Below are 26,981 nucleotides of genomic sequence, written 5' to 3' on the forward strand. Positions count from 1 at the left end.
ACCTGCGCGATCTGAGTGAGCTGTCGGCCCGGCAGATGCATGCTTGCTCATTGCATGTGCATCTACTTATTGATGTTTTTCGTACGAGACGAGCATAACTGCTTGCATTTCCGCTGTCCATACGCTCAACTAAATGCATGCGCATGCATCGAAATGGGGAGGATCGCTCATGAGCAATGGCGGCGAGCAGCAGGTGAAGAGTCAAGAATCGAGCCTGGACCCGGCATTCCTGCAGATGGCGTTGGTCCTGTTGCTGGCGATGCTGATGGCGTTGCTCGACGAGACCATAGTCAACGTCGGAGTGAATTCTCTGACCACCGAATTCGGAGCGGCGCTCGCGACGATTCAGTGGGTGACGGCGGGCTACATACTCGCGGTTGCTGTTGCGACGCCGGTCGCGGGGTGGGCGATCGACCGGTTCGGCGGGCGAAGAATGTGGTTGGTCGCCGTAGCGGTATTCCTGGTCGGTTCACTGCTCTGCGGTCTCGCCTTCTCTGCCCAGTCTCTGATCGTGTTCCGCGTCGTACAAGGTCTCGGCGGCGGCATGATCATCCCGGTCGTGCAGACGGTGTTGGCGAGAGCCGCGGGTGAAGCCCGAGTCGCCAAGGCGATGGGCCTGATTTCGATTCCGTTGACGCTCGGTCCCATCCTCGGACCGATCATCGGTGGAGTGCTGATCGACGCGGCAAGTTGGCGGTGGATGTTCTGGATCAACGTTCCGATCGGGGTCATCGCGTTGGTTCTCGGGGTGCTGAAACTGCCCCCTGACGAGAAGCAGCACGCAGCAGGCGCTTCCCTGGACATCATCGGATTGTTGTTGGTGTCACCAGGATTCGCGCTGATCATCTACGGATTGACCACTGCAGGAAGTGGTGGGAGTTTCGGCGACGCCCGAGTTGTGGTTGCCTTTGCTCTGGGACTGGTGCTTCTTGTCGGTTACGTCGTGCACGCAGTCACGACCGCGACGACGCCGTTGATCGACGTCACGATGTTTCGTAACCGCGGGTTCGCCTTTGCGGTGGTCACGATGTTCTTGGTGGGCGCTGTGGCGAACTCGATCCTGTTGCTCACCCCGCTCTACCTGCAGCAATCTCGAGAGTTCGACGCCTTCCACGCGGGCGTGCTACTGATTCCGTCCGGCGTTCTCGGCGCGGCCGGTGCGATCTCGTCCGGCAAGCTCGCCGACAGGTTCACCGCACGGACCACATCGAGCGTCGGCATGCTCATCACCGCGGCCGGTGCGGCAGGACTGGTGGGCGTCAGCGCCACGACCAGCCAGATTCTTGTTCTGGCGGCCGTGGGAATCACGGGATACGGAATCGGCCTGACCGCGCCGGGGACCATGGCCCACATGTACAAGGTCGTCGGGGAAGAGCGCGCTGCGCGGGCGACGAGTGCGTTGTTCATTTTCAACCAGCTCGGTGGTGCCATCGGAATTGCGTCGGTTGCAGTGCTTCTGGAGAACAGGCTCGGTGATGCGCAAGACAGTCCGGCATCGGCGTACGGCGACGTCTACTGGCTCATCGTCGGATTTGCTCTCGTCGCGGCGATCTCGGCTGTTCTCATCCCTGGAAGGTTCCGTATCGATCGGTGACGTTCCGTGCAGGACTGCGAGGTGAGCGGCGCAATAGTATCGCCGGCGTGGGCCCTGTGCTACGCATCCGATGTGCAGGCGTCATGGCCTGGCGATCAACAGCCCATTGGCTCCGGGAGCTGTCTCGAGCAGGTCGTGCGTGTCGACGTGACGAAATCCTGCTTCGGAGAGCAACGTGCAGTACTCCTCGCGGGTTCTGTTTCGGCCCGAATGTGTTTCGAGAATCATGTGGATACCGTGCATCACTGCTGTTTCGGGTGTCGACTTCGTGGCGTCGTCGAAGAACGTCTCCGCGACCACGATGGCACCACCGGGTTCGACGGCTGCTCTGCACCGGGCGGTCAGCGTGACGACGTCCTCGTCGGACCAGTCGGCCAGGATATTCGAGAGCAGAACGATGCCGTGGCCCGTCGGTATCGGGTCGCGCCAGAAGTCGCCGGCGACCAGCTCGAACCGGGGCTCGCCGTTCGATCTGGTCGAAAGGTTCTCCGCCGCGATGTCGATCTTGTTCGGCTGGTCGAACAGTGTGAACCGTAGAGATGGGTAGTGCTCGGCGAGTTCGAGGCAGTACGCCCCGATGCCACCCCCCAGGTCCAGAACGGACCGGGACTCGCTGAAGTCGAACGAGCGGGCAATCACCGACGCGGTCCATCGTGTTCCAGGGTCGAGGGCGCCTCGACTCATCGCGTGAGCAGCCGCTGGGTCCCGGTGGGCGCTGAGCGGCTGCTGATTGGGCCACGACGTCGGTGTATCGGTTCGGATGGCGTCCGCCAGCGTCATCCACCCTTGATATCCACGAAAGTCGTTCAACAGTAGGTAGTCACCGAAGAAATACCGGGTGCCGCGGACTAGGAACTCTGCCGCAACAGTGCTGTTGGAGAAGAGCGTCTCGCCTGTGCCGAGATCCTTTCTCGTGATGATGCCTAGGCCGACGCAACCGTCGAGCAGGAGTTGCGCGGTTCGCACAGGCAGGTTCGTCGCGGCGGCGAAGTTCCGCACAGTCGTCCCCGACGGTGCGCGGTCCAGCGCGTCGAACGTCCCCAGCTCGACTGCCACGGCCAGCAGGCGTGCCCGGCGAAAGCCTGCGGCGATGGTCATCAACGACATGGGGCTCACAGTGGTGTGTTCGGTCATGTGCCCGAGTGTTTCGAGTGGTGGTCGAGCGGCACTCGACTCTCTCTGGAGGTCGAACGTGCTCTCGTCGCCGATCCGGACAATTCGTTCACATCGCCCGAAAGCGGAAATCCCAAGTAGGACAACAGAGGTGCGCGGCCGTCGACGAATCGGCGCCGAGGCCACTGGTAGTGCATGATGACGATCATGTCCAAGGCCGAGTCCGTCGAGATTCTCTACGACGCGCGCACCGATGTGGATCAGTGGGCTCAACGTCACGCCGAGGGTGAGGTACCCGATCGGTACCCCTACGGGCTCGATCGGGTAGCGAATTACGGCGTCGACGTCGTCGCGCGCAGGTCGCCCGACCCGCTCGAGGGGATACCGGGCCGCCTCGAGAGACGGCTCAGCCACAGCTGGCGACACGGTTCCACTTTTGCCCGCGGCGGCCCACTGCTCAGTTGGGACGAGCGGGCAGGCATTCCGGCTGTGCTCACCACACGCCGTCCGGTCATCACGGGTGCCATCTGGGTCAACGACGATCCGTACCGTCTGGCGGCGTTCGCGCTTCCGAAAGCCGCGGCCGTCTGGGCGTGCTCGACGGCGCAGCTGCCTGCTCTGCGCGGGATAGGTGTCGCGAATCCGGTGTACGTCCCCATGGGGATCGATGCCGATTTCTTCACCCCGCAACCACAGACCACCGGAGCCTCCGTTCTCGGAGTCGGCAACGACAAGCACCGAGACCACGCGACGTTCTGCGCAGCCGTGAACCGACTCGCGCCGAGCCTCGGCGCCCACGTGGAACTGGCCACCAGGCTCGACGTCGGCGATCCCGGCCGGGTCGACGTCATCCCTCATCTCTCGCATGCCGACCTGCGTGACAGATACCGCGCGGCACGCGTCGTCGCGCTGGCATTGCATCCCAACGTGCACGTCTCCGGCGTCACCGCACTACTCGAAGCCATGGCGTGCGCACGGCCCGTCGTCATCACCGACAACCCCGGCATCCGGGAGTACATCGAAGACGGGGTCACCGGATTCCTCGTACCTGCCGGTGACGTCGATGCCATGACCGCGGCGATCGAGAAGCTACTCCGTGATCCCGCGATGGGCGACGAGATGGGCTTGCGTGCCAGAAAGACCGTCGAAGCGCGTTTCACCACCGAGATCCAAGCCTCTGCACTCGCGGAGTTGATCAGAACAGCTTCCTGACGAGGCCCACCGGCTATCGTCGTCGGGCATGGGCGTCGATCTGCGGTACCAGTCCGTCAGGCACTCTCGCTGGGGGATGGTCTTGATGGTGGTCGTGGCGGTGTCGGCCGCGTTCCTGCTGATCGACGGGGTCGTGAACACCGACTGGATTCAGGTGTTGTGGGTCGCGCTTCTGGCTATCTGCGCGGCAGGTTGGTGGAACGACGGGCCACCCCGGCCGACGCGTCGGGAATCATCGCACGCCGGCCGACTACTGGTCAGCGCTGCTCTTGCCGCGGCGGGAACGCTCGTGTTGATATCGCAGGATTCGTTGCTGTTGCAGCTCGCGGGCGGGTTGCTCGTCTTCTCGGCCCTGTGCGGGGTCGTCGCGTTCTGCTTTCGGTTACGCGCGAACGAGTAGTCGCTTTTCGATCTCCACCGGCAGACCGTGAACCGGTCGGTCCTCACACTCTCGGATCTCCGAACCACCGGGCGAGGTGGATGTCCAACTCCGCCTGCGTATCTCCGGCCCACGCGACATGCCCGTCCGGACGCAACAGCACGGCCGGGAAACCCACGTCGGCACTCGTGTCGACAACGTGGTCGACGCGGTCGCCCCACCGATCGACCGACAGCGCGCCCGACTGGTCGAGCAGCAGGCCCCGCCCGTCGTGCATCAGGCTGTACAGAGTGCCGCGGGACAAGGTGATGTTCCGCAGCCGGCGGCCGACCAGATCGTCGCCGTTGCCGAAGTCGTAACGCACCGAGATCGCGGTGATCTTCTCGACGAGATAGCGATTGACGTCGTCGAAATCCATCAGCTCGGCGAACAGGCGCCGGACCGCCTGCGCTTTCGGGGTGGTGGAGATCAGCTCCGCCTGCGCCCGCGTGTTGTCGAGAACATCGGCGGCGACCGGCCGTCGTTCGGATTCGTAACTGTCGAGGAGGCCCTCCGGCGCCCAGCCGCCGATGGCGGCGGCGAGCTTCCAGCCGAGGTTGAACGCGTCCTGAACCCCGAGGTTGAGGCCCTGGCCTCCCATCGGCGGGTGGATGTGCGCGGCGTCGCCTGCCAGAAAGACCCGGCCACGACGGTAATACTCGGCCAACCGGGTTGCGTCACCGAAACGCGAGAGCCACCGCGGTGAATGCACCCCGAAATCCGTGCCTGCGACGGCCACGAGCTGTCGCTTGACGTCGTCGAGAGTGGGCGGCGGTGTGCGGCCGTCGGCGACATCGGCTGCAGGCACGACGACGCGGTACGACCCGTTGCCTGCCGGCCCGATCCCGAATCGCTTCTGTGTCACACGGACTTCGGCGACCGTGGCGGCCATCTCGTCCGCGGGCATGGTGACGTCCACCTCGCCGATCAACGTGTCGGCTGTCGACGGCTCCCCGGGAAACGCGACGCCGATCAGCTTGCGCACCGTGCTGCGGCCGCCGTCGCAGCCGACGAGGTAGCGGGCGTGAAGCGTTGTGCCGTCCGATAATTCGGCAGTCACACCGTCGTCGTGCTGTTCGATCGTGTCGACACGCTTCCCGCGACGAATGTCCGCGCCGACCTCGGCGGCATGGTCGGCGAGGATCCGGTCGATCTCGGGCTGCGGGATGCCCAACACGTAACCGTGCTCGGTGTCCAGATACGAGGGCGCAGGCTTCGAGATGCCCGCGAAGAAACCGTTCAACGGATACTTCGTGCCACGCGCGAGGAAGCGGTCCAGCAGACCGCGTTGCTCCATGATCTCGATCGTCCGCACATGGATACCGAGGGCGCGGACGAACGGAGTCGGGGCCTCGTCGCGGTCCACCACGACGACGTCGACACCGCGTTGGCCGAGCTCAGCGGCCAGCATCAATCCGGTGGGTCCAGCACCGACGACGATGACATCACTCATACGAAAACTCCTTCGATTGCGGCGCGCAGCACTGCAGTCTGCAGCATCACCTGGCCCTTGCCGCAAGCCCCCGGTCACGCGTTATGGTGAAGGGGGAAGTTACGGTTTCGTATGGGTTTCACGACGAACAACATTCTTGCCCGCCGTGTTGCACAGGCTGTCGGTCTGGCAGGCATCGCAGTGGGTGCCGTTGCCGTCGCTGCAATGTTCACCGATTCACCGATCAACCCGCTGATCGCAGCAGCGTCCTTCGTGCCCCTCCTCCTTGTCGTCACGGTGGTCACGGCAGTGATCTGTCTCGTATTTCGGCGCTGGATCCTGCTGGCGGTCTCTGCCGTGCTGATCGGCCTGGCCGCCTCGGTCGTCAGCCCGCTGTACGTCGCGAACGGCCAGGATGTCGACGGTCCCTCGCTCCGCGTGATGCAGGCCAACCTGCTTTTCGGCGCGGCGGATCCGGCAAGCCTGGTCGAGGAGGTACGCACGAGGAATGTGGACGTACTGACCGTCCAGGAACTCACCGTGACCCTGGCAAGCGCACTCCGCGACCAGGGGCTGGACGAGACGCTGCCGTACAGCTACGCGATTCCCGACGAAAGCGGCGGCGGAGGCGCCGGGATCTACAGTCGATACCCACTCTCGGACACCCGCGAACTGAACGGATACGGACCCACCAACCTCGCCGCGACGGTCGGATTCTCGACCCCGTTCACACTCCTCGCCGTGCACCCCGGGCCTGCCTACGTCACCCCTCCCGACGTGTGGACGACCGAGCTGAAAAACCTGCGCGACGCCCTCGCCGGCACCGATGGCAACGTCGTCGTCAGTGGCGACTTCAATACCACCTACCTGCACAAGCAGTTCCGAGAACTACTCGCGGCCGGCTACACCGATGCGGCAGACCGATTGGGGATGGGAATCGTGCCGACGTATCCCGCGGACAAACCGTATCCGGCAATCGTCGGCATCGATCATGTGCTCACCAAGGGCGCCCAGGCGACGTCGCTGGAACGCATCGAGATCGAAGGCTCGGACCACCACGGCTTGATCGTCGACGTCGTGATACCGAGCTGAGTGCGCGCCGGTTCACGCGAGACGCAGCAGGTCCAGCACCAGAAAGGCCGGTGCGCGTGAGAGTTCCGCGTGGTCCTCAGGCCACCGCTCCAACATCGACTCCGTGGGACGAGGCTCGATGAGTGAGCGGATCACGAACCCGGAATCGGTTGCAGCGGCCGTCAACGAACTCAGCGGCTCGCGCCAGAATCGAACCTCGTACGACTCGGTGTCGGAGATGTTCCAGGTGTCCGACTCCATGACGACATCGAAATACGAGCCTGCCTTACGTGCAAAGTCCGAGGCCGGATGTCCGGTGGACACCACGCACCGCCCACCGGGACGTAGGAGCCGGAAGAACTCCCCGAACGTGGCGGAGCGATCGGACGAATAGTGAATTGCCAACGCGCACACGATCAGATCGAACGATTCGTCGTCGTAGGGCAACGTGGAGTCGAGATCCGCGCGACGGATGTCCACCTCGCCGCCGACTCGTTCCTTGGCCAGGCGGACCATCTCTTCGCTAGCGTCGAATCCCCGGACCCGTGCCCCGGCGTCGACCAGTTTCTGTAGGTAGAAGCCCGGGCCGCACGCGGCATCGAGAACGTCCAGACCTTCGACAGCGCCGATTGCGGCGAGCACAGCAGGACGGTCGTAATGCGCGTTGTACGCTCCGTCGGCGGCGTGGTCGACGAAACTGGCGCCCATCGCGTCGTACACCGCCCAGAGGTTCTCATCCACGGCAACGAACATACGGCGTCGACGCATCTGGTGGTAGTCGCGGGATCGTCTCCGACTTCTGCTCGAGGTGATCCGGGAGTGCGATGATGTCCATCATGCCTGCCCTCGTCGGACCCGCGTCAGCGCCGAATGTGCTGAGCTGCCGGGACCAACCCGTTCTGCCCGGACCCGGCATCGTGGTGCGCCCCTGGATCGAGCGGGACGCCGACGCTGTGGTGGAGGCGTACACCGACCCCGACGTGCAGCGGTGGAACATGCGCTCGATGGACGACGCCGACGAGGCACTGGCGTGGATCAAGTCGTGGCGGACACGATGGTCGGTCGACAGCGATGCTGGCTGGGCGATCACTCTGCCTGACGGCACGGTCGCCGGGGCAGTGTCACTACGCGGGGTCCATGCGCCGTCGTCGAGTGGTCAGATCTCCTACTGGGTCCTACCCGGTATGCGCGGGCGCGGTCTTGCAGCCCGAGGAGTCGAGCTCGTGACCGCCTGGGCCCTCGACGTCGCGGGACTGCAACGGTTGTGGCTGACACATTCGGTGCACAATCGCGCGTCGTGCGCGGTCGCCGAACGCGCACAATTCGAACACGAAGGCACGCTCCGGCGATACATGCTGCATGCGGACGGATGGCACGACGTTCACCTACACGCGCGAATCGCTTGACGTCACGGGTAGTTCCAGAAACTCACGTGTGCCGCATCGTCATATCCGCGCGGGATCGACCGCGACTCCGGCTCGGGCGAGATCAGCTCGTAACGTTCGAATTCCAGTGAACAGGTGGGTGGTCAGCCCCAGAGTGCGGGCACCGGAGAGTTTGGACTCCGAATCGTCGGCGAAGAATACCTGCGGGCCGTCGCAGTCCAGAGCGTGCAGCACATGCTCGAAGGCGCGGACGTCGGGTTTGACGAAACCGATATCGGCAGAATTGAAGATCGCGTCGTAATGACCGTCGATGCCGGACTCGGCGACCTCGCTCGCAATGGTGTCGGTGCCGTTCGTCAACACCGCTACCCTCAGTCCGAGTGCGCGCAATTCATCTGCCAGATCAAGCATTTCGGCATCGACGGTAGGCAGCCGGCTCGACCACTCCTCGGCTGCTTCGGTGCTGCGAACCCGCTCACCGATCCTGCGAACCCACTCGTCTCGCGTGATCCGGCCCGTCGTGACCTCGGTGAGAAGTGGCTGCGAAAAGGCGGAACCCTCGAGCACTCCGAGGGCCAGACCATGGCGGCGTTCGATATCGGCGACATCATCGACGTCGAAGTGCCGGATGACACCATCGAGGTCGAACAGGACTGTGCTGATCACAGCTCGGACAGTAGCGCGGTCGACGACTCGTCGCACCCACTTACTTCTCGTCGGCCACTCGTGCAGGGCGAGTTCGATTGTGATCGAGTAGGTTCTGTGTGTAGGCGTCGAGGGCTCGCGCCGCGCCGGGGTCGAATCCCCGGTCGCCGACGCCGACTCGGCGGCCTTCGACGAAGGCGCTTAATGCTTCGGCGGGAGGGTTCCCGATCAGCTCGATGATCGGATCGGCGGCGAGCGCGATCGGTTTGGCCGAGCGACGCATCTGCTCGACCATGATCGAAGTGGCAGCGTCGTACTGACCTCTCTGCGCCGTCGCCGTGACGCCAGGGTGAACCAGGGCGTATCGGATCGCGCTGCCTGGGTGCCGTTCGGCGAACGACACGCCGAGCAGATCGTTGAGCTTGCCGCCCTGTCCGAGTGCAGCGCCGCCACTGTAGTTCCCGACCAATTGGAGGTCGTCGAAGTTCGCTGCTTCCAACGGCGCTCCTGGCCCCGCGACGTTGACGATCACGGGTGAGGTTGACCGCTCGAGCGTTTCGGCGAGGTGGTGTCCGAACAGGTAGCGACTGAGATAGAAGTGAGCGAACGTCGATTCGATCCCGTCGACGGTCTCGGTGCGATCGGAGCGGTAGAAGCGGGCACAGAACACGAGGGCGTCGATGGCTGGGTACGAGGTATTGATCTTGTCTATCGCCGCGTAGTTCTCCTCGATCGAGTCCAGATCGACCCGAAGAAAAGTGCCGCCGGCATTCTCTATCGCTTCGCCTTGTGTGGGGTTGCGTCCGATCACGACGACCCGGTCACCTCGGGCGATGTAGAAATTCGTAAGGTACCGGCCGATGCCGTCGGTACCTCCGGTGATGACAATTGTGCTCATCTCGTACTTTCGGTGGTTTCGGGCCGGCCCAGAGGTTGGTCACGCCAGGAATATCGGGTTGGTCAGTGCGGCCATGTCGCCGCCGAAGGTGCGTACTTCCAAACGAACGAAGGCCGCGGGTTCCGAAACAGTCCACTCCAGCTGGCCCACACCGCTGCTGGGCATTGTCGCAGAGCGCGTTTCGCCCTGTTCGGTGTAGAGACGGACAAATCCGGACGGCACACCTGCAACCTTCGCGCTGACGAGGAACGGACTGTCGCCGGTGTCCAGGCGATCGCCGATGCCCGCGGAACGCCCCCGCGTGGATGCAGTGAACGAGATGTCGACCGTGGGTTCGGCAGCGATCCAACATCGGCCCGTCCTGATCCCGGTCATGATCGCCTCGACGTCGAGCCGCTCGGAGGCGACGACCGTGTGAGGAGCGCCGATCTGACCGTCCAGATGGGTATCGCTGTTGCCGATCATCGGTTGCCAACGACCACCGGGGACAACAGCGTTCAGCCTGCCCACCCAGTGCAACAGCGCCGCTTCGTTGTCCGCCTGCCACGGCATGGTCGAAGTCCACGCGCCGTTCCATACTTCGACAGCGTCGAATCCGTCGTATGGATAGCGGAACGTGCCGGACTGGTAGGGCGCATGGGGGTGAGCAACGATGCAGATCCCACCCGACTGGTGGACATGATCGAGATGTCGGTCGATCACATCGTCGGCGGCTTCGTATCGCCAGTCGATCACTTGCCCGTTCGCGATGCCCAGCGCCAGCCAGTGGCCGTCCTGGGTCGTGACTTCCTCACCCAGAATGACCAGCAGCTCGCTGTCGTCAGCGTGGTCCAGCCAGGGCTGGTGGGCTGCGGCTGTGTTGTGGTCGGTGGTAGCGAGAAAATCCAACCCGAGTGAGCGAGCCTGCACGGAAATTTGCTGCACCGTCAGCGCTCCGTCGGAGTGCACCGAATGAACGTGGCAGTCACCTCGGAACCATCGGCGAAGGACTTTCGCACCGATGGATTTGTCGTACTCCTGCCCGCCCACACGAAGAAGGTAGACGATGCAGGCGCCACGTGGGGATTCAGCACGGCTCGAATTCTTGGTACATTCACCATCGAACGCGACTGGCGTCGGGTGGAACTCCACCGGGAAGCGTGTAGTTGGAGCATCGTCCGCCTGGGTGCTCCTCGGTTTTCGGGCTCAGGAGCACTGTGAAACTGCGCTATGGAATGAATCCGCACCAGTCTGGAAGCGTCGTCGCGCTGTCCGAGAGATCCCCGTTCAAGGTGATCAGCGGCCAGCCGTCGTACGTCAATGTCCTCGACGCCGTGAATGCGTGGCAGCTCGTCCTTCAGGCGCGCACTGCGATCGGGAAACCGGTGGCCGCGTCGTTCAAACACCTCTCGCCGGCCGGAGTGGCAGTGGCGGGAGCCCTGGACGAAACCATCTTGGACACATGGGGAATCGGCGGTCTCGATACGGCCGGGGTGGCCTCGGCGTACATCCGCGCCCGAGATGGCGATCCCCGATCGTCGTTCGGCGACATGATCGCGGTCTCGGAGACCGTCGACGCCGAGCTGGCGAATTTCCTGTCGCACATCGTGTCCGACGGCATCATCGCCCCGGCGTACGACCCGGGTATGGTCGCCGCGTTGGCCCGCAAGAAACGTGGAAGTTTTCTGGTCCTGGAGGCTGATCCGACCTTCGAGCCCTCCGCCTACGAACGACGCGAGATATTCGGGCTGGGTATGGAACAGGACCGGGATCTCTCACCTATCTCCGTCGACCCGACGATCTTCGATGGCTCGCAGCAGGCGATCGACGATGCAATGCTCGCGATGATCACTGTGCGCTTCACACAATCGAATTCGATCGCCTTCGTCCGCGGCGGCAAGACACTGGGCATCGGGGCGGGTCAACAGAGTCGCGTCGATTGCACGCGTCTGGCAGCGGGAAAGACTGCGACGTGGTGGATGCGTCGGCACCCGGTGGTCCGGGCACTGCCGCGACCGGCTGGAATGACGCGGCAGGACAGGGTGAACTGGCAGATGCGGCTGATCGAGGACGACATGACACCTGCGGAAAACGAGCTCTACACAGAACGTTTCGACGAAGGTCCACCCGAGCTGACCCGACAGCAACGACGCGACTGGATACAGCAACTCGACGACGTCACCATGGCATCGGACGGATTCCTGCCCTTTCGTGACAACGTCGACCATGCGAGCCGCGTCGGAACCCGCTACATCGTCGAACCGGGCGGTTCGCTGCGAAGCCCGACATCGCAGCAGCATGCGCCGAACTCGGAATCGGTCTGCTCCAGCACGGTGTGCGTCAGTTCCACCATTAGGTCACTGTCGCGCGGCGGGGGAAGCGCTCCGGTCGGAGCGAGCGAGCCCAGCGATTCAATCCCGCAGCCAGAGGTCGTCGCCCCGCCGCCAGGTTGCATATTCGTCGTCGATGGTCGTGAAGACTTTGCTCAGCCACCAGGTTGCGTCCGGGTCCCACCCGGCGAGGACGGTCGCTCCTGCGTTGCTGGACAACGGGATAGCAATTCCCGGTGTGGTCAGATACCCGATCAGACTCAGGTGGACGGCGTCGTGATCGCGCGCCACGGCCGACCAGTCCGGGATGAACCAGTCGCGGTACTCCCCGGTGGTATCGAACCAGACGGAGCGCCTGGACTCCGGCACAGCCAGGGGATACGAATCGACCAGGTTCGCCCAATCTGCAGGACCGGTGATCTCGTACACCCGGGGCGTATCGAGGACACGAACCGGCCACACGCGCGCAACGCCGCATCCCGACGAGTCCTCCTCCAAGAGCAACTCCACGGAACCGAGATTCGGTCTGGACCGGCTGGTCGCGAGAGCGCCGCTGGGTGACGGAATCGACCACCACTCACCGCCGATCCGTCTGTCACGTCGTTCCTCTCGATAGCCGCGGAACTGCGCTTCCATCTCCAGTGCATGGGTTCGCCACTGGTCGAGTCCGACGGGCGCAGAGAGAAGGCGGGCAGTCGAATCCGGCCATCCGTCGCTCGAATACGGATGCACGACGAAGTGCTGATGCACGAAGTCGAGCGGGTCCGACCACCACCGAGTATTCGCACTGGCCAGGACGGCGCGAGCCACCGGTCGAAGCGCGGCAACGACATCCGCCCGCGCGAACATTTCGTCCTCCTCGTCGGGCGGCTGCCAGTACCGCGCCCAATCGACCGCGAAGGACAGAGCTCCGAGCAGATCGAGCTCGGAAAGATCTGCGACGGAACGAACATCGATGCCCTCGATCACCTCGAGTACGTCCTCCGGCGTACGCGGGCGGTACGAGTAGTCAGCGCGCTCGTCTGCACTGCACAGGTACGCGACGTTCGCGCTGAAGAAGCGACCACGCGGCGATGCGAGAACAAGGTCGAGGGTGTCCATGGTCGAAACCTATCGGATGGTGAACCGATCTCGCAGCCACGACTCGATGTCGCTGACCGCCGCCGCGGCGATCTCGGTGGCATGGCCGGTGAATCCGTGGGGAGACTCGGGATAGATCCGTAGTTCGACGTCGTTGCCGGCTGCGGACAGTCGCCCAGCCATCGCGAGGTTGTCCTCCAACACGATGTCATCGCTGCCCACGACCATCAGGACCGGCGGAAGTCCGCGCAGGTCGGCGTAGACAGGTGAGATATCAGGATGTGTTCGGTCTTTCGCATGGCCGGCATAGGCGTCGAGAAAATACTCGTCCGCGATGCGGCGACCTGCCGGTGTGTGTGCGCTGAGATCGTAGGTGCCGAATTCCAGAGCAGCGCCGACGAACTCGTGTTCCCTGAGCCGAAGCGCGGTGACCATTGCCAACGTCGCCCCCGCCGAGGCTCCGCCGATCGCCAGGCGCGAGGTCCCGAAGCGTCGCTCCATGTTCTCGAGCAGCCACCGTGCAGCGACTTCGCAGTCGTCGGGTGCGGCAGGCCACGGGTGCTCGGGCGCGAGCCGATAGTCGACACTGACCACGACGGCGCCGAGGGCGTCGGCGCGCTTCCGATTGCGTGTGTCGTGTCGTGCGGCGGAATCCATGTAGAACCCGCCGCCGTGGATATCGAGGTAGACACCTCGTGCCGGAACATCGGCGGGAGCGAAGATCCGCACCGGAACACCGATGTTCTCGACGACCGCGGGCGGGTCCGATGGGGGAGGGTTCGATCTCTGCACCCGCACGGCCCGCAGTTCCGAAAGATTGCTCGGCCCGCGGCCGGGTGTCCGTTGACTGTAAAAGCTGCGGGCTTGATCGATGTGGTCTGCGGGAATCTCGACCGACAACGCGTTCAGCGTGAATCGCACGGCACTCCTATGACTCGTCGGCTATCCGATCCAACCACGGATGCCCGGGATGGACTGTACTCAGCCACTCCGTCAACCGAGTCCTCCGCGCCTGACTCACCAGCGCCGGATCAACCTACCGACACATGCTGCAGTGGTCCGCATCGTACGTCGAACCGATCGCGGACGGCATCGAGTGTCCTTCGGTGGTGTTCGCGGTCCTTCCGGTGCGTTCGCACGAATTGGAAGCTACCGATCATGCGGCGCGCCGCCGGATACCAACGATCGAAGTCCACCCCACACTCCTGGAATATCTTCCGCGGGACAGCGTCGAAGACAAGGCTGATGTTGTACTGATTGAGCGCGAACCCGGTCCAGGCCAGCGACTCCTTGGATTTGCGGCTGAGGTCCTCCCCGTCGAGCTCGTAGAGCGGAACTTCACGTACTTTGCTCAGGAACAGCAGATGAGTCAAGAAATATCCCGCGAACGAGGTGAAACCGAATGTCGCTGAACGAGTATTGATCGACAGAGTTGTGCCGAGAGGAGAAACGTACGGCTCGTACGGAACGCCACCTCGGAAGATGTATCCGGTGCAGTTCACCAGCCAGCTGCCCGGCTGCACTGGCCGTGTTCTTCCACTGCGATAGACGAGTTCAGGAGCATCAGATCGATCGACGGCATCGATGAGGTATTCCATCTCGACGGTACGGACTCCGGATGAGATCGTTGTTGCCTCGGACTTGGAGAGCAGACCGTTGAGTAACTGGCGTGACGGCACGATCGGTTGGATCCCGTGCGTCGACCGAAACCAGTCTCTGACGTCGTCCTCGTTGGACCCGTCGAAACGAAGCGCAGCGTCGTTGAACGTGCGGGTCGGAAGCCGCCCCTTCCACAGACGGCTCATGCCCGGTGCGAGGAACTTCTCACGGTCGATGAAATACGTGCCTGGTCCCGCGATGACGTTCACCTCTCTACCCGGGTACTCGGTCAGTACCGCATATGCGGTGTCCATTGCCGTTTTACCGCCACCGACTATCCAGACCGGTGTGTTGCTCTCACGCATCTCCTTGCTTCCGATGTCGAGGACGTTCGGAGAAACGGAACGAATCTGTTGACTGGACACCGAGAACGGTTCCATCGGTTCGATTCCGAAACCGTTGGCCTTGATCACCTTGCGCGCTGATATCGTAAGAGTCTGTCCAGCTGTCGATTTCGCGGTCAACACGTTTCCGGACTCCGACTCGACATGGCCGTCCACCGACCAGCCGTAGTATTCGACCAGACGAACCCGCTGCCCGATGACGTCGAGACAGTGTGTGAAGTGATCGAGGACCTCGGGCTTGGTCGCCAGATGCGATCGTGCTTTGCCCGACGTCCATTCGATGTTCCCTGCAGTGAACAGTGGATGAGGTTGATGCAACCGAACATACGGATACGTATCGACCCACATGCCGCCCGGTCGACCCCGGCGATCTATCAGAATGATCTTCTGCTCGTTCGACAGATACTGCGACGCGACTGCCGCGGCGTTCAGTCCAGCGATGCCGACGCCGATGATGCAGACATCGCACTCCTCGACCTGCCCGACTACTCCGGACTCGTCAATAGCCTCGTTCCCGTGGATGGGGGATTCCATGGTCCCTCCCGTGCATCGATTACGCTCGGGTCGCTTCAGGTGTGTTCCCAGGTCACCGCCGGTTCGACCCTGGCCCGACCTGACCGGTACGTGCGGATCGCACGAGCAGCACCCCGCCCTCGCTGCGGTCCACCTCCAATTCTGCCTCACTGTCCGCAGAATGTCTCGGGTAATCGATCATTCGATGCCGCCCAGGTCGTAACCGTCCACTTCGATTGCTGCACAGCGAAGTTGGACCGATCAGCCGTCGAGGCCAGCCGAATGCCTGGCTGCATGCAACGTCTGATCGAGGAGAACGGCGATCGTCATCGGACCCACCCCTCCTGGAACGGGAGTGATGAGGCTCGCGCGCTCGGCCGCGGCGTCGAATTCCACATCGCCGACGTTGCCCTCGTTGTACCCTGCGTCGATGACGACGGCGCCCGGTTTGATCCACGCCCCACGGATGAATTCGGCACGGCCGACGGCGGCGATGACGATGTCGGCGCGCCGAACCTCGTCGGCCAGAGCGCGAGTCTTGGAGTGGCACAACGTAACGGTGGCGTCGGCCGCGAGAAGTAGCATCCCGACGGGCCTGCCGAGGATCGGGCTACGCCCGACGACGACGGCCGATGCACCGGCAAGTGGAACGTCGAATGCGTCGAGCAGACGCATGATGCCTCCCGGTGTGGCCGATCTGAATCCGGGCTCGCCGAAAGCCATCTGCGCGAACGAGGTTCGTGTCACCCCGTCGACATCCTTGCGTGGATCGATGGCCTCGAATGCGGCGCGTTCGTCGATGTGCGCGGGTACCGGATGCTGGAGGAGGATGCCGTCGACAGTCGGGTCGGCCGACAGCCGGCCCAGGACGGACAGAAGTTCGTCGGTGGTGGTGGACTCCGGCAGATCGAATCGGCGCGATTCGATGCCGACCTTCCGTGACCGATTCACCTTCATTCGAACGTAGACGTGCGAAGACGGGTCGTCGCCGACCAATACCGTCGCAAGGCATGGGCGACGGCCGTTCGACGCTGTGTACTCGGCTACGCCGTCGGCGACAGCCTCCAGTGTGGTTGCAGCAAGTGCGACGCCGTCGAGCAAACGTGCTGTCATCGGGTTCTCCGCTCGGTGCGGAGAACGCCCAGGCGGACGACGTTCTCGGTTTCACTCCCTGGTAGTTCCCTACCTGCGCCAGTCGTGTGCGTACATCCTAGATCACGTGGCGTTCCACAGGGCCTGGTAGTAGCTCATTCGTACGTCGTCGACGGCAAGTCCGTAGGCCGCGACGAGCTCGTGTTCCCAACCTGGCCCGTAGTTCCACCGTGTGCTCATCGCTGCGACTGCGATGTCGGCCCAACGGTCCGCAACACCGAGAGATCCGAAGTCGACATGACCGGAGACCTGACCGTCGTCGGCCAGTATCGTGTTGGGGCAGCACGCATCTCCGTGACATACGACGAGTCGGTCGATCTCCGGTGTGTCGCGCAGTGTCGAGCCGACGTGGATTCCCCGTCGCACAGCGTTGTCGGCGCGAGTCTCCGGATCCCACCGCCAGGGACACTGATCGACCGGTAGCCGTTCGTGTAGTTCCCGGAGCCCATGCCCGACGGCATGTACCGCAGCCCGGGGGTCGGCGAGCCAGCGCGAGGACACCGCGCTACTGCCTGGAACGGCGTGTGTCATAAGCCATGAAGCGCCATTGGTTCGGCCGAGCCCCAGCACCTGGGGCGACGGTGTGTACGAGTTCACCCAACGCAACTTCGTGGCTTCACGCTCGAGCGAAATTTCCGGGTGGTGCGGCTGCCACTTGACGAAGCGAGAACCAAGGCGGTACGTCACCCCGCCGGCGCCGTTGCGCCACACCGGTTCCACGGGCTCGCCTGCTTCGGCGAACGACCGCACTACCTCCGGTACCGGCATATCGGGGACGGCTGACGTCACGGCTCTAGCCTACCGAGAACGACGTCGTGCGGGCTGTCAGACGCCGTGCGCGTTCAGGTCCCAGGACAACTTCCCGTCGACGACGTGCGGTGTCCACTGTTCATCGAACTCCCCACCGGTCTCGAGGCTGTCCGCGAGGTCGGCGAGCATGGCGCCTAGCGAAGGCCACTTGGGTCCGCCCTGGTCGGCGTCGACTTTGTCGAACGCAGTGACGCACCCGTACGACGGACCACCGCGCATGTCGACGAAGAGCAGGTAGCCGTCCATGCCGGCGAACGGAACGAATTCGGGAAGAAAAGTGCCGACCGAGACTCCAGCGGGCGTCGTCCGCGATGGTTCCTCGCCCATCTCCTCGTCGATTTCGCCCCACACCTCGAGTTCGAGCTGTCGCTCGTCGAGTAGGCGGTCCAGGTCGAACAACTCGTGCATCGGCAGCAGTGACACCCAGTGGTCGTGCGGGAAGCCGTTGATCAGACCGTAGAAGCTCCTCAGGTCGTCGTGCCAGTTCGCTGCTGTTGCGACGGCTGCTGCGGTGATCGCGTCGTCGTCGGCGCCGGCTATACGCACGTCCGTCAGATTCTTCCCCAACCATGTCGCGATGCGATTCCATTGCTCGGCAACAGATCCCGAGGCAGGTGCTGGGTCGGTCAACTGTGAGGCGTACGCGAGCTCACGGTGGACACGTGCCTCGGCGTCATCGGATCCGACGTCGGCGATCGACACCACGTCACCCTCGCCGAAGCGGAAGTTCCTCGCTGAGCCCACCGGCGAACCGTCGTCGGCGTGGGTGAGACTGCGTCCGACTCGAACGGCCTCGACGATGGCCGCCTCGCGATCCGGTGCATCGCCGACGCGTACGACGCTCCGACCTGTGTCACTGTTCCAAGCCGATACGAACCACTCCATCGGGTCAGCCTATCGGAGCCGGATCGGGATCGATCGATGACTTTCATGGATGGCCGAGGTCTACACCCGCATGATCATCGTCGCTGGATACCTGACCGTGAACCCGGCCGAGCGGGAGAGTTACCTGGGCGGCTGCGCTGAGGTGGTCCGACTCGCACGTGCATCTGCTGGGTGCCTGGACTTCGCACTCGGGGCGGACCTCGTCGACCCCTCGCGCATCAGCGTTTTCGAACGCTGGGCGAGTGTGCAGGATCTGCACGCGTTCCGCGGATCCGGCCCCGATGCCGGTCAGCAGGCCGCGATCATCGGCGCGGACGTCCGTGAATTCGACGCGTCGGAAAGATCGTGACCTCTCCTGCCGAGTCCCCCCTTTCGTCACATCCACTCAAGCGTAGAAACCCTCACGCAGGTTGATGCCGTGCTCCACCCACACTTTGAGCGCCGCGAGCATTCCGGTCCATCCCTGGCAGTTTCCGAATGCGTTCTTGGCTCCGGTAGATGTTGCGGTCCACGATGATTCGGTGATCGTCACCAGAGTGCGCGTGTCATCGTCGATCGACTCGAACTCGAACGTGGTTGTGGTGTAACCGTCCTCGGATGTCGATGCATCGCTTGCCCAGCGGATTGCGATACGGTTCGGTGGCTCGGCGTCGACGACCTGCACCGGAAACGCCCCGGGAAAGTCGTGGAAGTCCCACGACACGTCGGCGCCCGCTTCGAGTCGGCCACGCGCGCCGCCGGTGGTGAAGTACTTCGACAGCTGGGCAGGGTCGGCGACTGCTTCGTAGACGTCGGCGATCGGGCGTGAGATCCGCCCCGACACGGTGAACGAGAGTTCCTTCAGATTCTCTGTCATGTTGTATTTTTACAACATGACAGACGCCGAGCACAAGACCGAGGACGACGATCGGGTGTTCAAAGCCCTCGCCGCGCCGATCCGTCGTCGTATGCTCGACATCCTCAAGGAGGCGCCCCGCACCACGGGCGAGCTGTGCTCCCTGCTCCCCGAAGTGGATCGCACCACCGCGCTGCAGCACCTGCGTGTGCTGGAAGCCGCCGAACTGGTGACCGGTCGCAAGGTCGGACGCGAACGGCACCTCGCCCTCGCACCCCTGCCGATCAAGCGAATCTCGGACCGGTGGATCGGCGAATACGCGCGAGCGGCGGTGGACCTACTCGGTCGGCTGGAGGGGGAGTGAGCCAACCGGGGCGTAGTGCTCGACGACCGGAAACGGATCGTAGAAGTGATGCAGTAGCTGCTTCCACTCCTGGTACTCCTCCGATCGGCGGAAGCCCTCAGTGTGATCCTCGAGCGACTCCCATTCGACGAGGAGTAGGTAGACGCTCGGTCGTTCGATACCGCGGGAGAGTGTGACGCTCAGAAACCCCGGCATCGACGCGATGATCGTCCTCGCGCGTGCGAACGCGGACTCGAATTCGTCCGCGCGAGCGGGTGTCACGTGCAGGAGGGCGTGTTCGACGATCATGTGGAGAGTATGTCAGGGCCGGAGGTTGCGCGGTGATGGTAGTCAACCGTGTACGTGAAGGTCGAGAAGGGCCGCGCGGCAGAGTATTCGCGTACCTGGATACGGGGCCACCGACCTCGGCGAACATATGCAAACCTTGCAGGACATCGAATTCATACCGGAAGGTGACCGACTCACATGACTTCTCCCGAAGACACAATCACTGCAACAGTCTCGGTGAAGCCGGCATGGGTGAACTCCTGGTTCCATGTGCTGTTCACCAAGCCGGGCCTCGAAGTCGACGGGCGCGGCCATGAGTTGCACTGGGGAGACAACGACGTCGAGATTCCGGCGACCGCCGGCCGCATCGGTGTGTACTTTCACTACCGAGGCCGGCCCGCACAGCGCCTCGCACTGAGCGAAAGGCTACTCGATCACCGAATCGGTAGTCGGGTCGTTGCTCGCTTGGGGGTGCGAAACTCTGCTCGCTTCAGCATCGTCGAACCGTGAACGTCTCAATAGTGAGGTCCGTCAGAGTCCGTCACCTTTCACATCCGTTGACTGGCTGTTGAGCCGATAAGTACACCGACCAGGACGTGGTGGGGTGGCGCTCCCACTCGGATTCTGTCGACCGAACGTCCAGCTCGTCCGCGCGAGTGGGTCTCACGTGTAGGAGTGTGTGCTCGACACCCACTTTTCGCCGCAGCTAGTATGCTGCCTCCATGTCAGCGACCACCGATGTGACTGCGCCCGTGCGCGGAGCATCCGTGGGCGCATTGTCTGCGCTGGTCACAGCGGCTGCGCATACCTTCGGCGGCGGGATGTTCCCGTCCGAAGCGGCGATGGTTCTGCTGTGCGTGGTGTGCGCGGGAATCGGGTGCGCGGCCAGTGTGCTGCCGGTGTTCGCGCTGGCGCGTATCCAGTTGATGCTCACTCTCGCGGTGGCCCAGTTCGCCGGGCACGTAGTGCTGACGGTCGTCGACGGTCACCACCACGGGCCGGTACTGAGCAATCAGATGCTCGTGGCTCACGCTGCCGCCGTCGTGGCAGGCGCGGTAGCGATCTACGGCGCCGAACGTGGAATTCGTCGCGCCGTGTCGTCCGTTCGCAGGATTCTGCCGATGTTGGCATCGCTCGTGGTCCACGAATGGCGCATAGCTCCACCGCTTCCCGTGTATCGGGTGCCGGGACCTTCGCGGATTCTGGATCTGTCCGGCGCCGGAAACCGCGGTCCGCCGGCGATTCTCGCCTGATCTCACCTCATCCCGACTGGCATCTGCCGGGCGTACCTCGCCGCAGGCCTCTCGGTAACTCCGTTGTGCCCCACTCTGTTCGCAGCCGACCGCGCCCGTCCGGTGCGGCGATCGCCTGCGCCCACACCTCCTGCCTTCATGAAACGAGTCCGCATGTCCACACCCGAAAAGGAACTCGACGCTGCCCCCGTCGAGCCGTCTCCGCAGATATCGCCACGCAGTTGGCGGCCGCTGATTCTGCGACTGCACTTCTATGCGGGCATTCTGATCGCGCCGTTCATCCTCGTGGCCACCATCAGTGGTGGTCTCTACGCGGTCGCACCCTCCATCGAACAACTCGTCTACCGCGACTACCTGCACGTCGACAGCACCGGCCCAGCGGTGGAAGTGTCACAACAGATTCGAGCCGCCCAGGCGGAACGACCCGACCTCACCGTCGCCGCGGTGCGCCCTGCCCTCGACCAGGGGGAGACGACGCGGGTCATCTTCACCGACCCCGGCCTCGGTGAATCCGAACGGCTCGCGGTCTTCATCGATCCGGTCACGGCAACATCGGTCGGCGAGAGCGTGGTCTACGGGTCGTCGAGTGCACTTCCGATGCGAACCTGGATCAGTGGCCTGCATCGCCACCTCCACCTCGGCGAACCCGGCCGTCTCTACAGTGAACTGGCCGCATCCTGGCTGTGGGTCATCGCGCTCGGCGGGCTGTACCTGTGGATCGAACGCTACCGCCGCGGTCCCGGCAAGACGAGACTGCTGACCTTCGACCGCAGCGCGAAAGGCCGCACGAGAGCGCTGAACTGGCATGGAGTGGCGGGGATCTGGATAGCGGTCGGTCTGATCTTTCTCTCGGCCACCGGCCTGACGTGGTCCACGTACGCGGGAGAGAACGTCAGCGCCCTGCGGTCCTCGCTGAGTTGGACGACTCCGGCGATCACGAAGACCATCGGGTCCGCAGGCGCCGCGACCCCGAGCGATCACGCAGGCCACGGCGGACATGCCGTCACCGACGACGGTGTGGCGGATCATACTGTCGGACAGATCGATTCGGTACTCGCCACCGCCCGCGACAACGGAATCACCGGCAAGGTCGAAGTGTCGATCCCAGCGGCATCGGACACCGCCTTCGTCGTCGCGCAGACGCGTCAGCCGTGGGTGATGTCCAGCAATTCCATCTCGGTCGACGGCGCGACCGGCGATGTGGTCGACATCCTCTGGTTCTCCGACTGGCCACTGGCAGCCAAGCTGTCCGCGTGGGGAATTCAACTCCACATGGGCACGCTGTTCGGCGTCGTCAACCAGCTGGCACTGCTTGCCCTTGCTGTTGCCTTGGCGTCCGTCGTGGTCCGCGGGTACATGATGTGGTGGAAGCGACGCCCCACCACAGCAACAGGATTCGCCGCCGGGCGACCACCGCTGCGAGGGGGCGTGCGTACGATCTCGCCGATCGCGGCCGCGGGGCTCGCCGCAGTGGTACTCGTCGTCGGGTGGTTCGTACCGCTACTCGGTATCAGCCTGCTTGCATTCCTGCTGATCGACGCAGCCCTCGGCGCAGTCAGACGTTCCGGTGGTCGGGGTCGTCTCGCTGACCGGATTCGATGAACATCTGAAGGAAGCTGGCCGGACGGGACTCGGGGGCGTCCGAGCCAGCGTCGGCGTCGTCGTGTTCTGGGTGTGTCATCGAACTTCCCTCCCTCAGTGAGTGACTCCGAACGACAGCCGAGTGTCGAGCAGGTCGGTGCCGCCGAGTGCTTCGACGATCATCCGCACCGGACGAGTCGGCCCGAACAGTCGGATACGGCCGTCCGCCATCGATGCCGCGTCGATGAGGGCGCTCGCCGCACCCGAGTACATGAACGACACCGCAGAGAGGTCCACCGTGACGTGAGAGCCTGCGGCGGTGAGTTGGTCGAGCATGTGGATCAGCTCGGTGCGCGAGGTCATGTCGAGGTCTCCCGACGCCCGCAGAACGGCGTAGGTGGGCGAGTACGACTCCACCTCGAATGCGTAGCGCGGAGCGTCTTCCGACGCGTCGAGCGTGGGATCCTCGAGCATGAGACGGGAAATATCGGTCGGTGTCATCGCTTCCATCCTTCGCATCGAGTGCCGATCTGCGGTTCTGGCACAACTGTGTCAGGACAAGATCACCGCACTGGAACCCGAACGGTCACGGAGAAGTCACCGAATAATCACAAGATCATAACGGCGATCGGATGCGCGCTGAACTGCGTCAACGGACTGCGGCAGGCCTGCCGACGGCGAAGATGTGTTGCTCGTGCCCGGTCGCGTGGGTTGCCGTGTGCTCGAGGGCTTCGGTGATCAACCGGTGATCGGAGTCGGTCCACCTGTCCCGTCGTTGACGCTGGAAATCTCCCCATGACGGGGCCGTGAACTGCTCGATGCGAAGGTCGGTGTCCATACTGTCGCGGTACAGGCCCCACGAGTAACCCCCGGTTCGACGACGAGCCGTGCCGACGGCCATCATCGCCCGGTCGAAAGCGTCCAACTCACCGGGCAGCACACGGTAGGTGACGGTGATGACGACGGGACCGTCGTCGGGTTCGGGTCCGAAGACCACGGTCGGCGTCGGCCAGGCCGTCGACACGCCGCGTGGCAGGGTTCCGGTGTCCGGATGTAGCGGCACCACGGCGACGCTCAGGCCTGTCGCCACCAGTAGAACGGCCGAGATCGACAGCGCAGCAGCAAAACCCATGTGCGACGCGACCAGCCCCCACAGGAAGGATCCGAGGGCCTGGGAGCCCATGAACACCAACAGGTAGATCGACATGCCGCGGGCGCGCACCCAGTGCGCCAGCGACAGCTGAACCGCGGCGTTCAGTGTGGTGAGTGTCGCGATCCACGCCGCACCCGAGACCATCAGCAGCGGGAGCACTGCCCACAGCGGCAAGTATGCGACGGCAACGACACCGAGTGCGTACGAGAACGCGGACGCTGCCAGCAACCTGTTGGGCGGCATGTTCTTTCGTAGCCGCGGATACAGGGCGACACCGGCGACGGCGCCCACGCCGAGTATCCCGAGAACGAGTCCGTACCCCGACGCACCGAAGTGCAGATGGTCCGAGGACGCGATCGGCAGCAGAGCCCACAACGCAGAGGCAGGGAACGCGAACAGCGCCGAACGCAGCAGGATTCGCCGCACGATGGGCGCCGACCGCATGTAGTGCACGCCGGCCACCATCGAGCGGCCGAGCCGCTCGCGTTCGATACCCCGATCGTTCTGCGGTCGTCGCCACCAGATCAGAGCGACCACGATGACGACGAAGGTCAGCGCGTTGATGGCGAAGACGGCGGCGGGGCCTGCCGCGGCGACGATCACACCGCCGATGGCGGGTCCGATCGCCCGAGCGCCGTTGACCGTCACCCCGCCCAGCGCGGAGGCAGCCGGAATCTGGTCCGGTGGAACCAATTCCGGTTGAATCGCCTGCCACGCCGGTGCCGACAACGCCGAACCGCACCCGAGCAGGAACGTCATCGCCAGCAACATGACCGGGGTCAGTGCATCCGTCCACGCGAGAAACGTGGTCAGCGCCGCCACGACGGCCGTGTAGACACCTACGACGATCAACAACTTCCTGCGGTCGAGAAGGTCGGCGAGGCCGCCTGCGGGCAGTGCGAGGAACAGCGTCGGAAGGAGGCTCGCGGTCTGCACCAGTGCGACGATCGTGGCGCTGCTGTCGTGTTCCACGAGAAACCACTGGGAACCCACGGTCTGCATCCACAGACCGATGTTCGATACCAACTGCGCAACGAACAGGGTGCGATAGACGCGCCCACGCAGCGGTGCCCAGGCAGAGATCTGCGGCGTGGTCATGCGCGCCTCCTTCCGAGCCGGTGATCAGCGGGTGGCGTCGAGTGCTTCTTCGATGACGGCGACGACCTCGTCGGGCTTGGCCAGCATCACCAGGTGCGGGGCATCGAGTTCGACGACCTTGCGCAGTCCGGCCCGCTCGTAGCCGAATCGCTCCACGTCCGGGTTGATGGTGTGATCGGCGCTGCTGACGATTCCCCAACCGGGCTTGGTCTTCCACGCTGCGACGGGAGCGGCCTCACCGAACGCGAGACCGGTCAGCGGGCGCTGGGAGACCGCGAGGACCTCTGCTTCCGCAACGTCGATTCCGCCTGCGAACACTGCCGGGAACGCGTCGATGTCGACCGAGACGTCGGTGCCGTCCTCGGCGCCCTCGATCGGGAACGGTGTGTAGACGAGGTTGGCGGCCAGCTCGGAGTCGGGGAACCGGCCCTGCAGCTCGCCCAGGCTCTCGCCCTCTTCCAGTGCGTAACCGGAGACGTAGACCAGCCCGACGACGTTCTCGGCCACACCGGCGACGGTGATGACCGCGCCGCCGTAGGAGTGTCCGGCCAGCAGAACCGGGCCCTCGATCTTCTCGACGAAGGATCGGATGTAGGCGGAATCGCCGACGAGACTGCGGTTGGGTACCGATGGCACCAGCACGGTGTGGCCCTTGTCGAGCAGTCTCCGTGTGACCGGCGCCCAGCTGGCCGCGTCGGCGAAGGCACCGTGGATGAGAACGATGGTGGTCATGGCGGACTCCATAGGGGTGAGGGAGCAGTAGCTCGGAAGTGGTGCATCATCCACTGTCGTCCACACCTCGGATGATGTCGCCGCTGCTGGCAGGTGTTGCCAGGTACCGGGTAGCCGGTACCGAGCCAGTGTCGGCTGCTCCGAGAGTCACGGGCATCAGTCGAACGACTCACCCGGTTTCGGTCCGGGCCGCGGCCGATCGAGGGATACTCGGACGATGCAGGTGAACGTCGACAATTTCGTTCGTGCAGAGACCGACCGAATGTTCGCGGACATTCAGCGTGCAGCCGGGGGCATCAACACCTTCCGCCACAACCGCGAACCCGCGCCGGTCGATCAGCAGACCGTCATCCGGATGAACCGCGACACCCTCTACAGCTTCGCGATCGTCGACATCACCGAGGGCGCGACGCTGCAACTCCCGGACTCCGGTGATCGATACCTGTCCGCGATGGTCGTCGACCAGGATCACCTGATCGACGAGATCTTCCACGACGTCGGCTCGTACCGACTCACCCCGGACCGGTTCGCGACTCCCTACGTACTGGTCGGCGTGCGCATCCTCGTCGACCCCACCGATCCCGCCGACATCGCCGAAGTCGCCCGGCTCCAGGACGCCCTCGCCGTCGACGCGGCATCGAGCAACACCTTCGTCTACCCGGAGTACGACGGGGCAGGCATGGACGCCACCCGCAACGCCCTGCTGTCACTGGCCAAGGGCATTCACGACTTCGACCACACCTTCGGCGCCCGCAGCCAGATCGATCCCGTCCGCCACCTGATCGGAACCGCAGCCGGGTGGGGCGGCCTGCCCACCGCCGAGGCGTCGTACATCGGGGTCAATCCGTCGACGACCGATCCGGTGCAAACGCTGACCATGCGCGACGTCCCGGTCGACGCCTTCTGGTCGGTGTCGGTCTACAACGCGCGTGGGTTCTTCGAGCCGAACGAACATGACCGGTACACCGTCAACAGCGTGACCGGCGTCGCGGATTCGGACGGCTCGATCACCGTCCGCTTCGTCACCGACGGGTCGGTCGATCAGCCCAACACGATCCCGGTTCCACACGGTTGGAACTTTCTGGTTCGGCTGTACCGGCCGCACCGCGAGGCCATCGACGGCACCTGGCAGTTGCCGGAGCTGAAACCGATCGGCTGATCACGCATAAGCAGGCGCC

The 26,981-nt window shown here is 64.0% G+C and carries 28 protein-coding genes, 1 pseudogene and 2 riboswitches; of the genes and pseudogenes, 12 read left to right on the plus strand and 17 right to left on the minus strand.

Annotated features, from left to right (window positions below; all coding sequences use genetic code 11):
* Positions 1–169: 169 nt before the first annotated feature.
* Positions 170–1,594, plus strand: coding sequence for a DHA2 family efflux MFS transporter permease subunit (locus RY1_RS10715; RefSeq protein ID WP_072803542.1), 1,425 nt, complete (start codon positions 170–172; stop codon positions 1,592–1,594).
* A gap of 81 nt (positions 1,595–1,675) precedes the next feature.
* On the opposite strand, the gene RY1_RS10720 is transcribed toward RY1_RS10715, so the two are convergent.
* Positions 1,676–2,728, minus strand: a complete 1,053-nt coding sequence (locus tag RY1_RS10720; protein ID WP_072803543.1) for a methyltransferase — start codon at positions 2,726–2,728, stop codon at positions 1,676–1,678.
* A 186-nt stretch (positions 2,729–2,914) separates the two neighbouring features.
* Between RY1_RS10720 and RY1_RS10725 the strand changes: the two genes are divergently transcribed.
* Both RY1_RS10725 and RY1_RS10730 read left to right on the plus strand, forming a co-directional pair.
* On the plus strand, positions 2,915–3,919 hold the full coding sequence (locus RY1_RS10725; protein WP_169914651.1) for a glycosyltransferase family 4 protein: 1,005 nt from the start codon (positions 2,915–2,917) through the stop codon (positions 3,917–3,919).
* A gap of 28 nt (positions 3,920–3,947) precedes the next feature.
* Positions 3,948–4,319 carry a hypothetical protein gene (locus RY1_RS10730; protein WP_072803544.1) on the plus strand — a complete coding sequence of 124 codons (372 nt, stop codon included), beginning with the start codon at positions 3,948–3,950 and terminating at the stop codon, positions 4,317–4,319.
* Between the two features lie 43 nt (positions 4,320–4,362).
* Here the strand turns inward: RY1_RS10730 and rox are convergent, their stop codons facing one another.
* Positions 4,363–5,790: a rifampin monooxygenase gene (gene rox / locus RY1_RS10735; protein WP_072803545.1), complete on the minus strand. Its 1,428-nt coding sequence runs from the start codon at positions 5,788–5,790 to the stop codon at positions 4,363–4,365.
* A gap of 111 nt (positions 5,791–5,901) precedes the next feature.
* Here rox and RY1_RS10740 point away from each other — a divergent pair, with 111 nt between their 5' ends.
* A complete protein-coding gene (locus RY1_RS10740; RefSeq protein WP_072803546.1) occupies positions 5,902–6,861 on the plus strand; it encodes an endonuclease/exonuclease/phosphatase family protein in 960 nt (319 codons plus the stop codon).
* A gap of 12 nt (positions 6,862–6,873) precedes the next feature.
* Here RY1_RS10740 and RY1_RS10745 read toward each other — a convergent pair whose 3' ends face one another.
* The gene (locus RY1_RS10745) at positions 6,874–7,581 is read right to left on the minus strand and encodes a class I SAM-dependent methyltransferase (RefSeq protein ID WP_169914653.1); all 708 of its coding nucleotides are present in this window, start codon (positions 7,579–7,581) and stop codon (positions 6,874–6,876) included.
* 95 nt (positions 7,582–7,676) lie between these two features.
* On the opposite strand from RY1_RS10745, the gene RY1_RS10750 reads away from it, so the two are divergent.
* The gene (locus RY1_RS10750; protein WP_072803743.1) at positions 7,677–8,246 is read left to right on the plus strand and encodes a GNAT family N-acetyltransferase; all 570 of its coding nucleotides are present in this window, start codon (positions 7,677–7,679) and stop codon (positions 8,244–8,246) included.
* A gap of 39 nt (positions 8,247–8,285) precedes the next feature.
* On the opposite strand, the gene RY1_RS10755 is transcribed toward RY1_RS10750, so the two are convergent.
* Genes RY1_RS10755 through RY1_RS10765 form a run of 3 tightly spaced genes read right to left on the minus strand, consistent with a single transcriptional unit; the run spans position 8,286 to position 10,797 of the window.
* A complete protein-coding gene (locus RY1_RS10755; RefSeq protein ID WP_072803548.1) occupies positions 8,286–8,891 on the minus strand; it encodes an HAD-IA family hydrolase in 606 nt (201 codons plus the stop codon).
* Positions 8,892–8,931: 40 nt separating this feature from the next.
* On the minus strand, positions 8,932–9,768 hold the full coding sequence (locus RY1_RS10760; protein WP_072803549.1) for an SDR family NAD(P)-dependent oxidoreductase: 837 nt from the start codon (positions 9,766–9,768) through the stop codon (positions 8,932–8,934).
* Between the two features lie 39 nt (positions 9,769–9,807).
* The gene (locus RY1_RS10765) at positions 9,808–10,797 is read right to left on the minus strand and encodes a CehA/McbA family metallohydrolase (protein ID WP_218019789.1); all 990 of its coding nucleotides are present in this window, start codon (positions 10,795–10,797) and stop codon (positions 9,808–9,810) included.
* A 66-nt stretch (positions 10,798–10,863) separates the two neighbouring features.
* A riboswitch (ZMP/ZTP riboswitch) is annotated at positions 10,864–10,942 on the plus strand.
* 40 nt (positions 10,943–10,982) lie between these two features.
* Between RY1_RS10765 and RY1_RS30990 the strand changes: the two are divergent.
* A pseudogene (locus RY1_RS30990) lies at positions 10,983–11,648 on the plus strand (hypothetical protein); the annotation flags it as partial.
* Positions 11,649–12,158: 510 nt separating this feature from the next.
* On the opposite strand, the gene RY1_RS10775 reads toward RY1_RS30990, so the two are convergent.
* The 6 genes from RY1_RS10775 to RY1_RS10800 all read right to left on the minus strand — a co-directional run bounded on the left by RY1_RS10775 (position 12,159) and on the right by RY1_RS10800 (position 18,520).
* Positions 12,159–13,178 (minus strand): hypothetical protein, encoded by a 1,020-nt coding sequence (locus RY1_RS10775; RefSeq protein ID WP_072803550.1) that lies wholly within the window; start codon positions 13,176–13,178, stop codon positions 12,159–12,161.
* 9 nt (positions 13,179–13,187) lie between these two features.
* Positions 13,188–14,078: an alpha/beta hydrolase gene (locus RY1_RS10780; RefSeq protein ID WP_072803551.1), complete on the minus strand. Its 891-nt coding sequence runs from the start codon at positions 14,076–14,078 to the stop codon at positions 13,188–13,190.
* A gap of 110 nt (positions 14,079–14,188) precedes the next feature.
* Entirely contained in the window at positions 14,189–15,694 is a 1,506-nt protein-coding gene (locus RY1_RS10785) for an FAD-dependent oxidoreductase (RefSeq protein WP_072803552.1), read from the minus strand.
* Positions 15,695–15,934: 240 nt separating this feature from the next.
* Positions 15,935–16,786 (minus strand): bifunctional 5,10-methylenetetrahydrofolate dehydrogenase/5,10-methenyltetrahydrofolate cyclohydrolase, encoded by an 852-nt coding sequence (locus RY1_RS10790; RefSeq protein ID WP_072803553.1) that lies wholly within the window; start codon positions 16,784–16,786, stop codon positions 15,935–15,937.
* A gap of 19 nt (positions 16,787–16,805) precedes the next feature.
* Positions 16,806–16,882, minus strand: a riboswitch (ZMP/ZTP riboswitch).
* A gap of 6 nt (positions 16,883–16,888) precedes the next feature.
* The gene (locus RY1_RS10795) at positions 16,889–17,593 is read right to left on the minus strand and encodes an aminoglycoside 3'-phosphotransferase (RefSeq protein ID WP_174565367.1); all 705 of its coding nucleotides are present in this window, start codon (positions 17,591–17,593) and stop codon (positions 16,889–16,891) included.
* A 57-nt stretch (positions 17,594–17,650) separates the two neighbouring features.
* Entirely contained in the window at positions 17,651–18,520 is an 870-nt protein-coding gene (locus tag RY1_RS10800; protein ID WP_072803555.1) for an SMI1/KNR4 family protein, read from the minus strand.
* A 70-nt stretch (positions 18,521–18,590) separates the two neighbouring features.
* Between RY1_RS10800 and RY1_RS10805 the strand changes: the two genes are divergently transcribed.
* Positions 18,591–18,869, plus strand: coding sequence for a putative quinol monooxygenase (locus RY1_RS10805; RefSeq protein WP_072803745.1), 279 nt, complete (start codon positions 18,591–18,593; stop codon positions 18,867–18,869).
* Between the two features lie 36 nt (positions 18,870–18,905).
* Here the strand turns inward: RY1_RS10805 and RY1_RS10810 are convergent, their stop codons facing one another.
* Positions 18,906–19,376: an SRPBCC domain-containing protein gene (locus tag RY1_RS10810; protein ID WP_072803556.1), complete on the minus strand. Its 471-nt coding sequence runs from the start codon at positions 19,374–19,376 to the stop codon at positions 18,906–18,908.
* A gap of 16 nt (positions 19,377–19,392) precedes the next feature.
* Here RY1_RS10810 and RY1_RS10815 point away from each other — a divergent pair, with 16 nt between their 5' ends.
* The gene (locus tag RY1_RS10815; RefSeq protein WP_245819591.1) at positions 19,393–19,719 is read left to right on the plus strand and encodes an ArsR/SmtB family transcription factor; all 327 of its coding nucleotides are present in this window, start codon (positions 19,393–19,395) and stop codon (positions 19,717–19,719) included.
* Here the strand turns inward: RY1_RS10815 and RY1_RS10820 are convergent.
* Positions 19,693–20,007, minus strand: a complete 315-nt coding sequence (locus RY1_RS10820) for an antibiotic biosynthesis monooxygenase family protein (protein WP_072803558.1) — start codon at positions 20,005–20,007, stop codon at positions 19,693–19,695. The two genes, RY1_RS10815 and RY1_RS10820, sit on opposite strands and share 27 nt — an antisense overlap.
* A gap of 177 nt (positions 20,008–20,184) precedes the next feature.
* On the opposite strand from RY1_RS10820, the gene RY1_RS10825 reads away from it, so the two are divergent.
* The 3 genes from RY1_RS10825 (at position 20,185) to RY1_RS10835 (ending at position 22,841) form a co-directional block, all read left to right on the plus strand.
* Entirely contained in the window at positions 20,185–20,496 is a 312-nt protein-coding gene (locus RY1_RS10825; protein WP_072803559.1) for a hypothetical protein, read from the plus strand.
* A 212-nt stretch (positions 20,497–20,708) separates the two neighbouring features.
* Positions 20,709–21,239, plus strand: coding sequence for a hypothetical protein (locus RY1_RS10830; protein ID WP_084727334.1), 531 nt, complete (start codon positions 20,709–20,711; stop codon positions 21,237–21,239).
* Positions 21,240–21,392: 153 nt separating this feature from the next.
* Entirely contained in the window at positions 21,393–22,841 is a 1,449-nt protein-coding gene (locus RY1_RS10835) for a PepSY-associated TM helix domain-containing protein (protein ID WP_072803747.1), read from the plus strand.
* Positions 22,842–22,934: 93 nt separating this feature from the next.
* Here the strand turns inward: RY1_RS10835 and RY1_RS10840 are convergent, their stop codons facing one another.
* The 3 genes from RY1_RS10840 to RY1_RS10850 form a co-directional block, all read right to left on the minus strand.
* Positions 22,935–23,321, minus strand: a complete 387-nt coding sequence (locus tag RY1_RS10840; RefSeq protein ID WP_084727354.1) for an STAS domain-containing protein — start codon at positions 23,319–23,321, stop codon at positions 22,935–22,937.
* Positions 23,322–23,469: 148 nt separating this feature from the next.
* Positions 23,470–25,071 (minus strand): MFS transporter, encoded by a 1,602-nt coding sequence (locus tag RY1_RS10845; protein WP_072803560.1) that lies wholly within the window; start codon positions 25,069–25,071, stop codon positions 23,470–23,472.
* 24 nt (positions 25,072–25,095) lie between these two features.
* Entirely contained in the window at positions 25,096–25,803 is a 708-nt protein-coding gene (locus RY1_RS10850; protein WP_072803749.1) for an alpha/beta hydrolase, read from the minus strand.
* A gap of 217 nt (positions 25,804–26,020) precedes the next feature.
* Here RY1_RS10850 and RY1_RS10855 point away from each other — a divergent pair, with 217 nt between their 5' ends.
* Positions 26,021–26,962, plus strand: coding sequence for a DUF1214 domain-containing protein (locus RY1_RS10855; RefSeq protein WP_072803561.1), 942 nt, complete (start codon positions 26,021–26,023; stop codon positions 26,960–26,962).
* Positions 26,963–26,981: the final 19 nt, after the last annotated feature.

This window comes from Rhodococcus yunnanensis NBRC 103083, assembly GCF_001895005.1.
Classification (GTDB): domain Bacteria; phylum Actinomycetota; class Actinomycetes; order Mycobacteriales; family Mycobacteriaceae; genus Rhodococcoides; species Rhodococcoides yunnanense.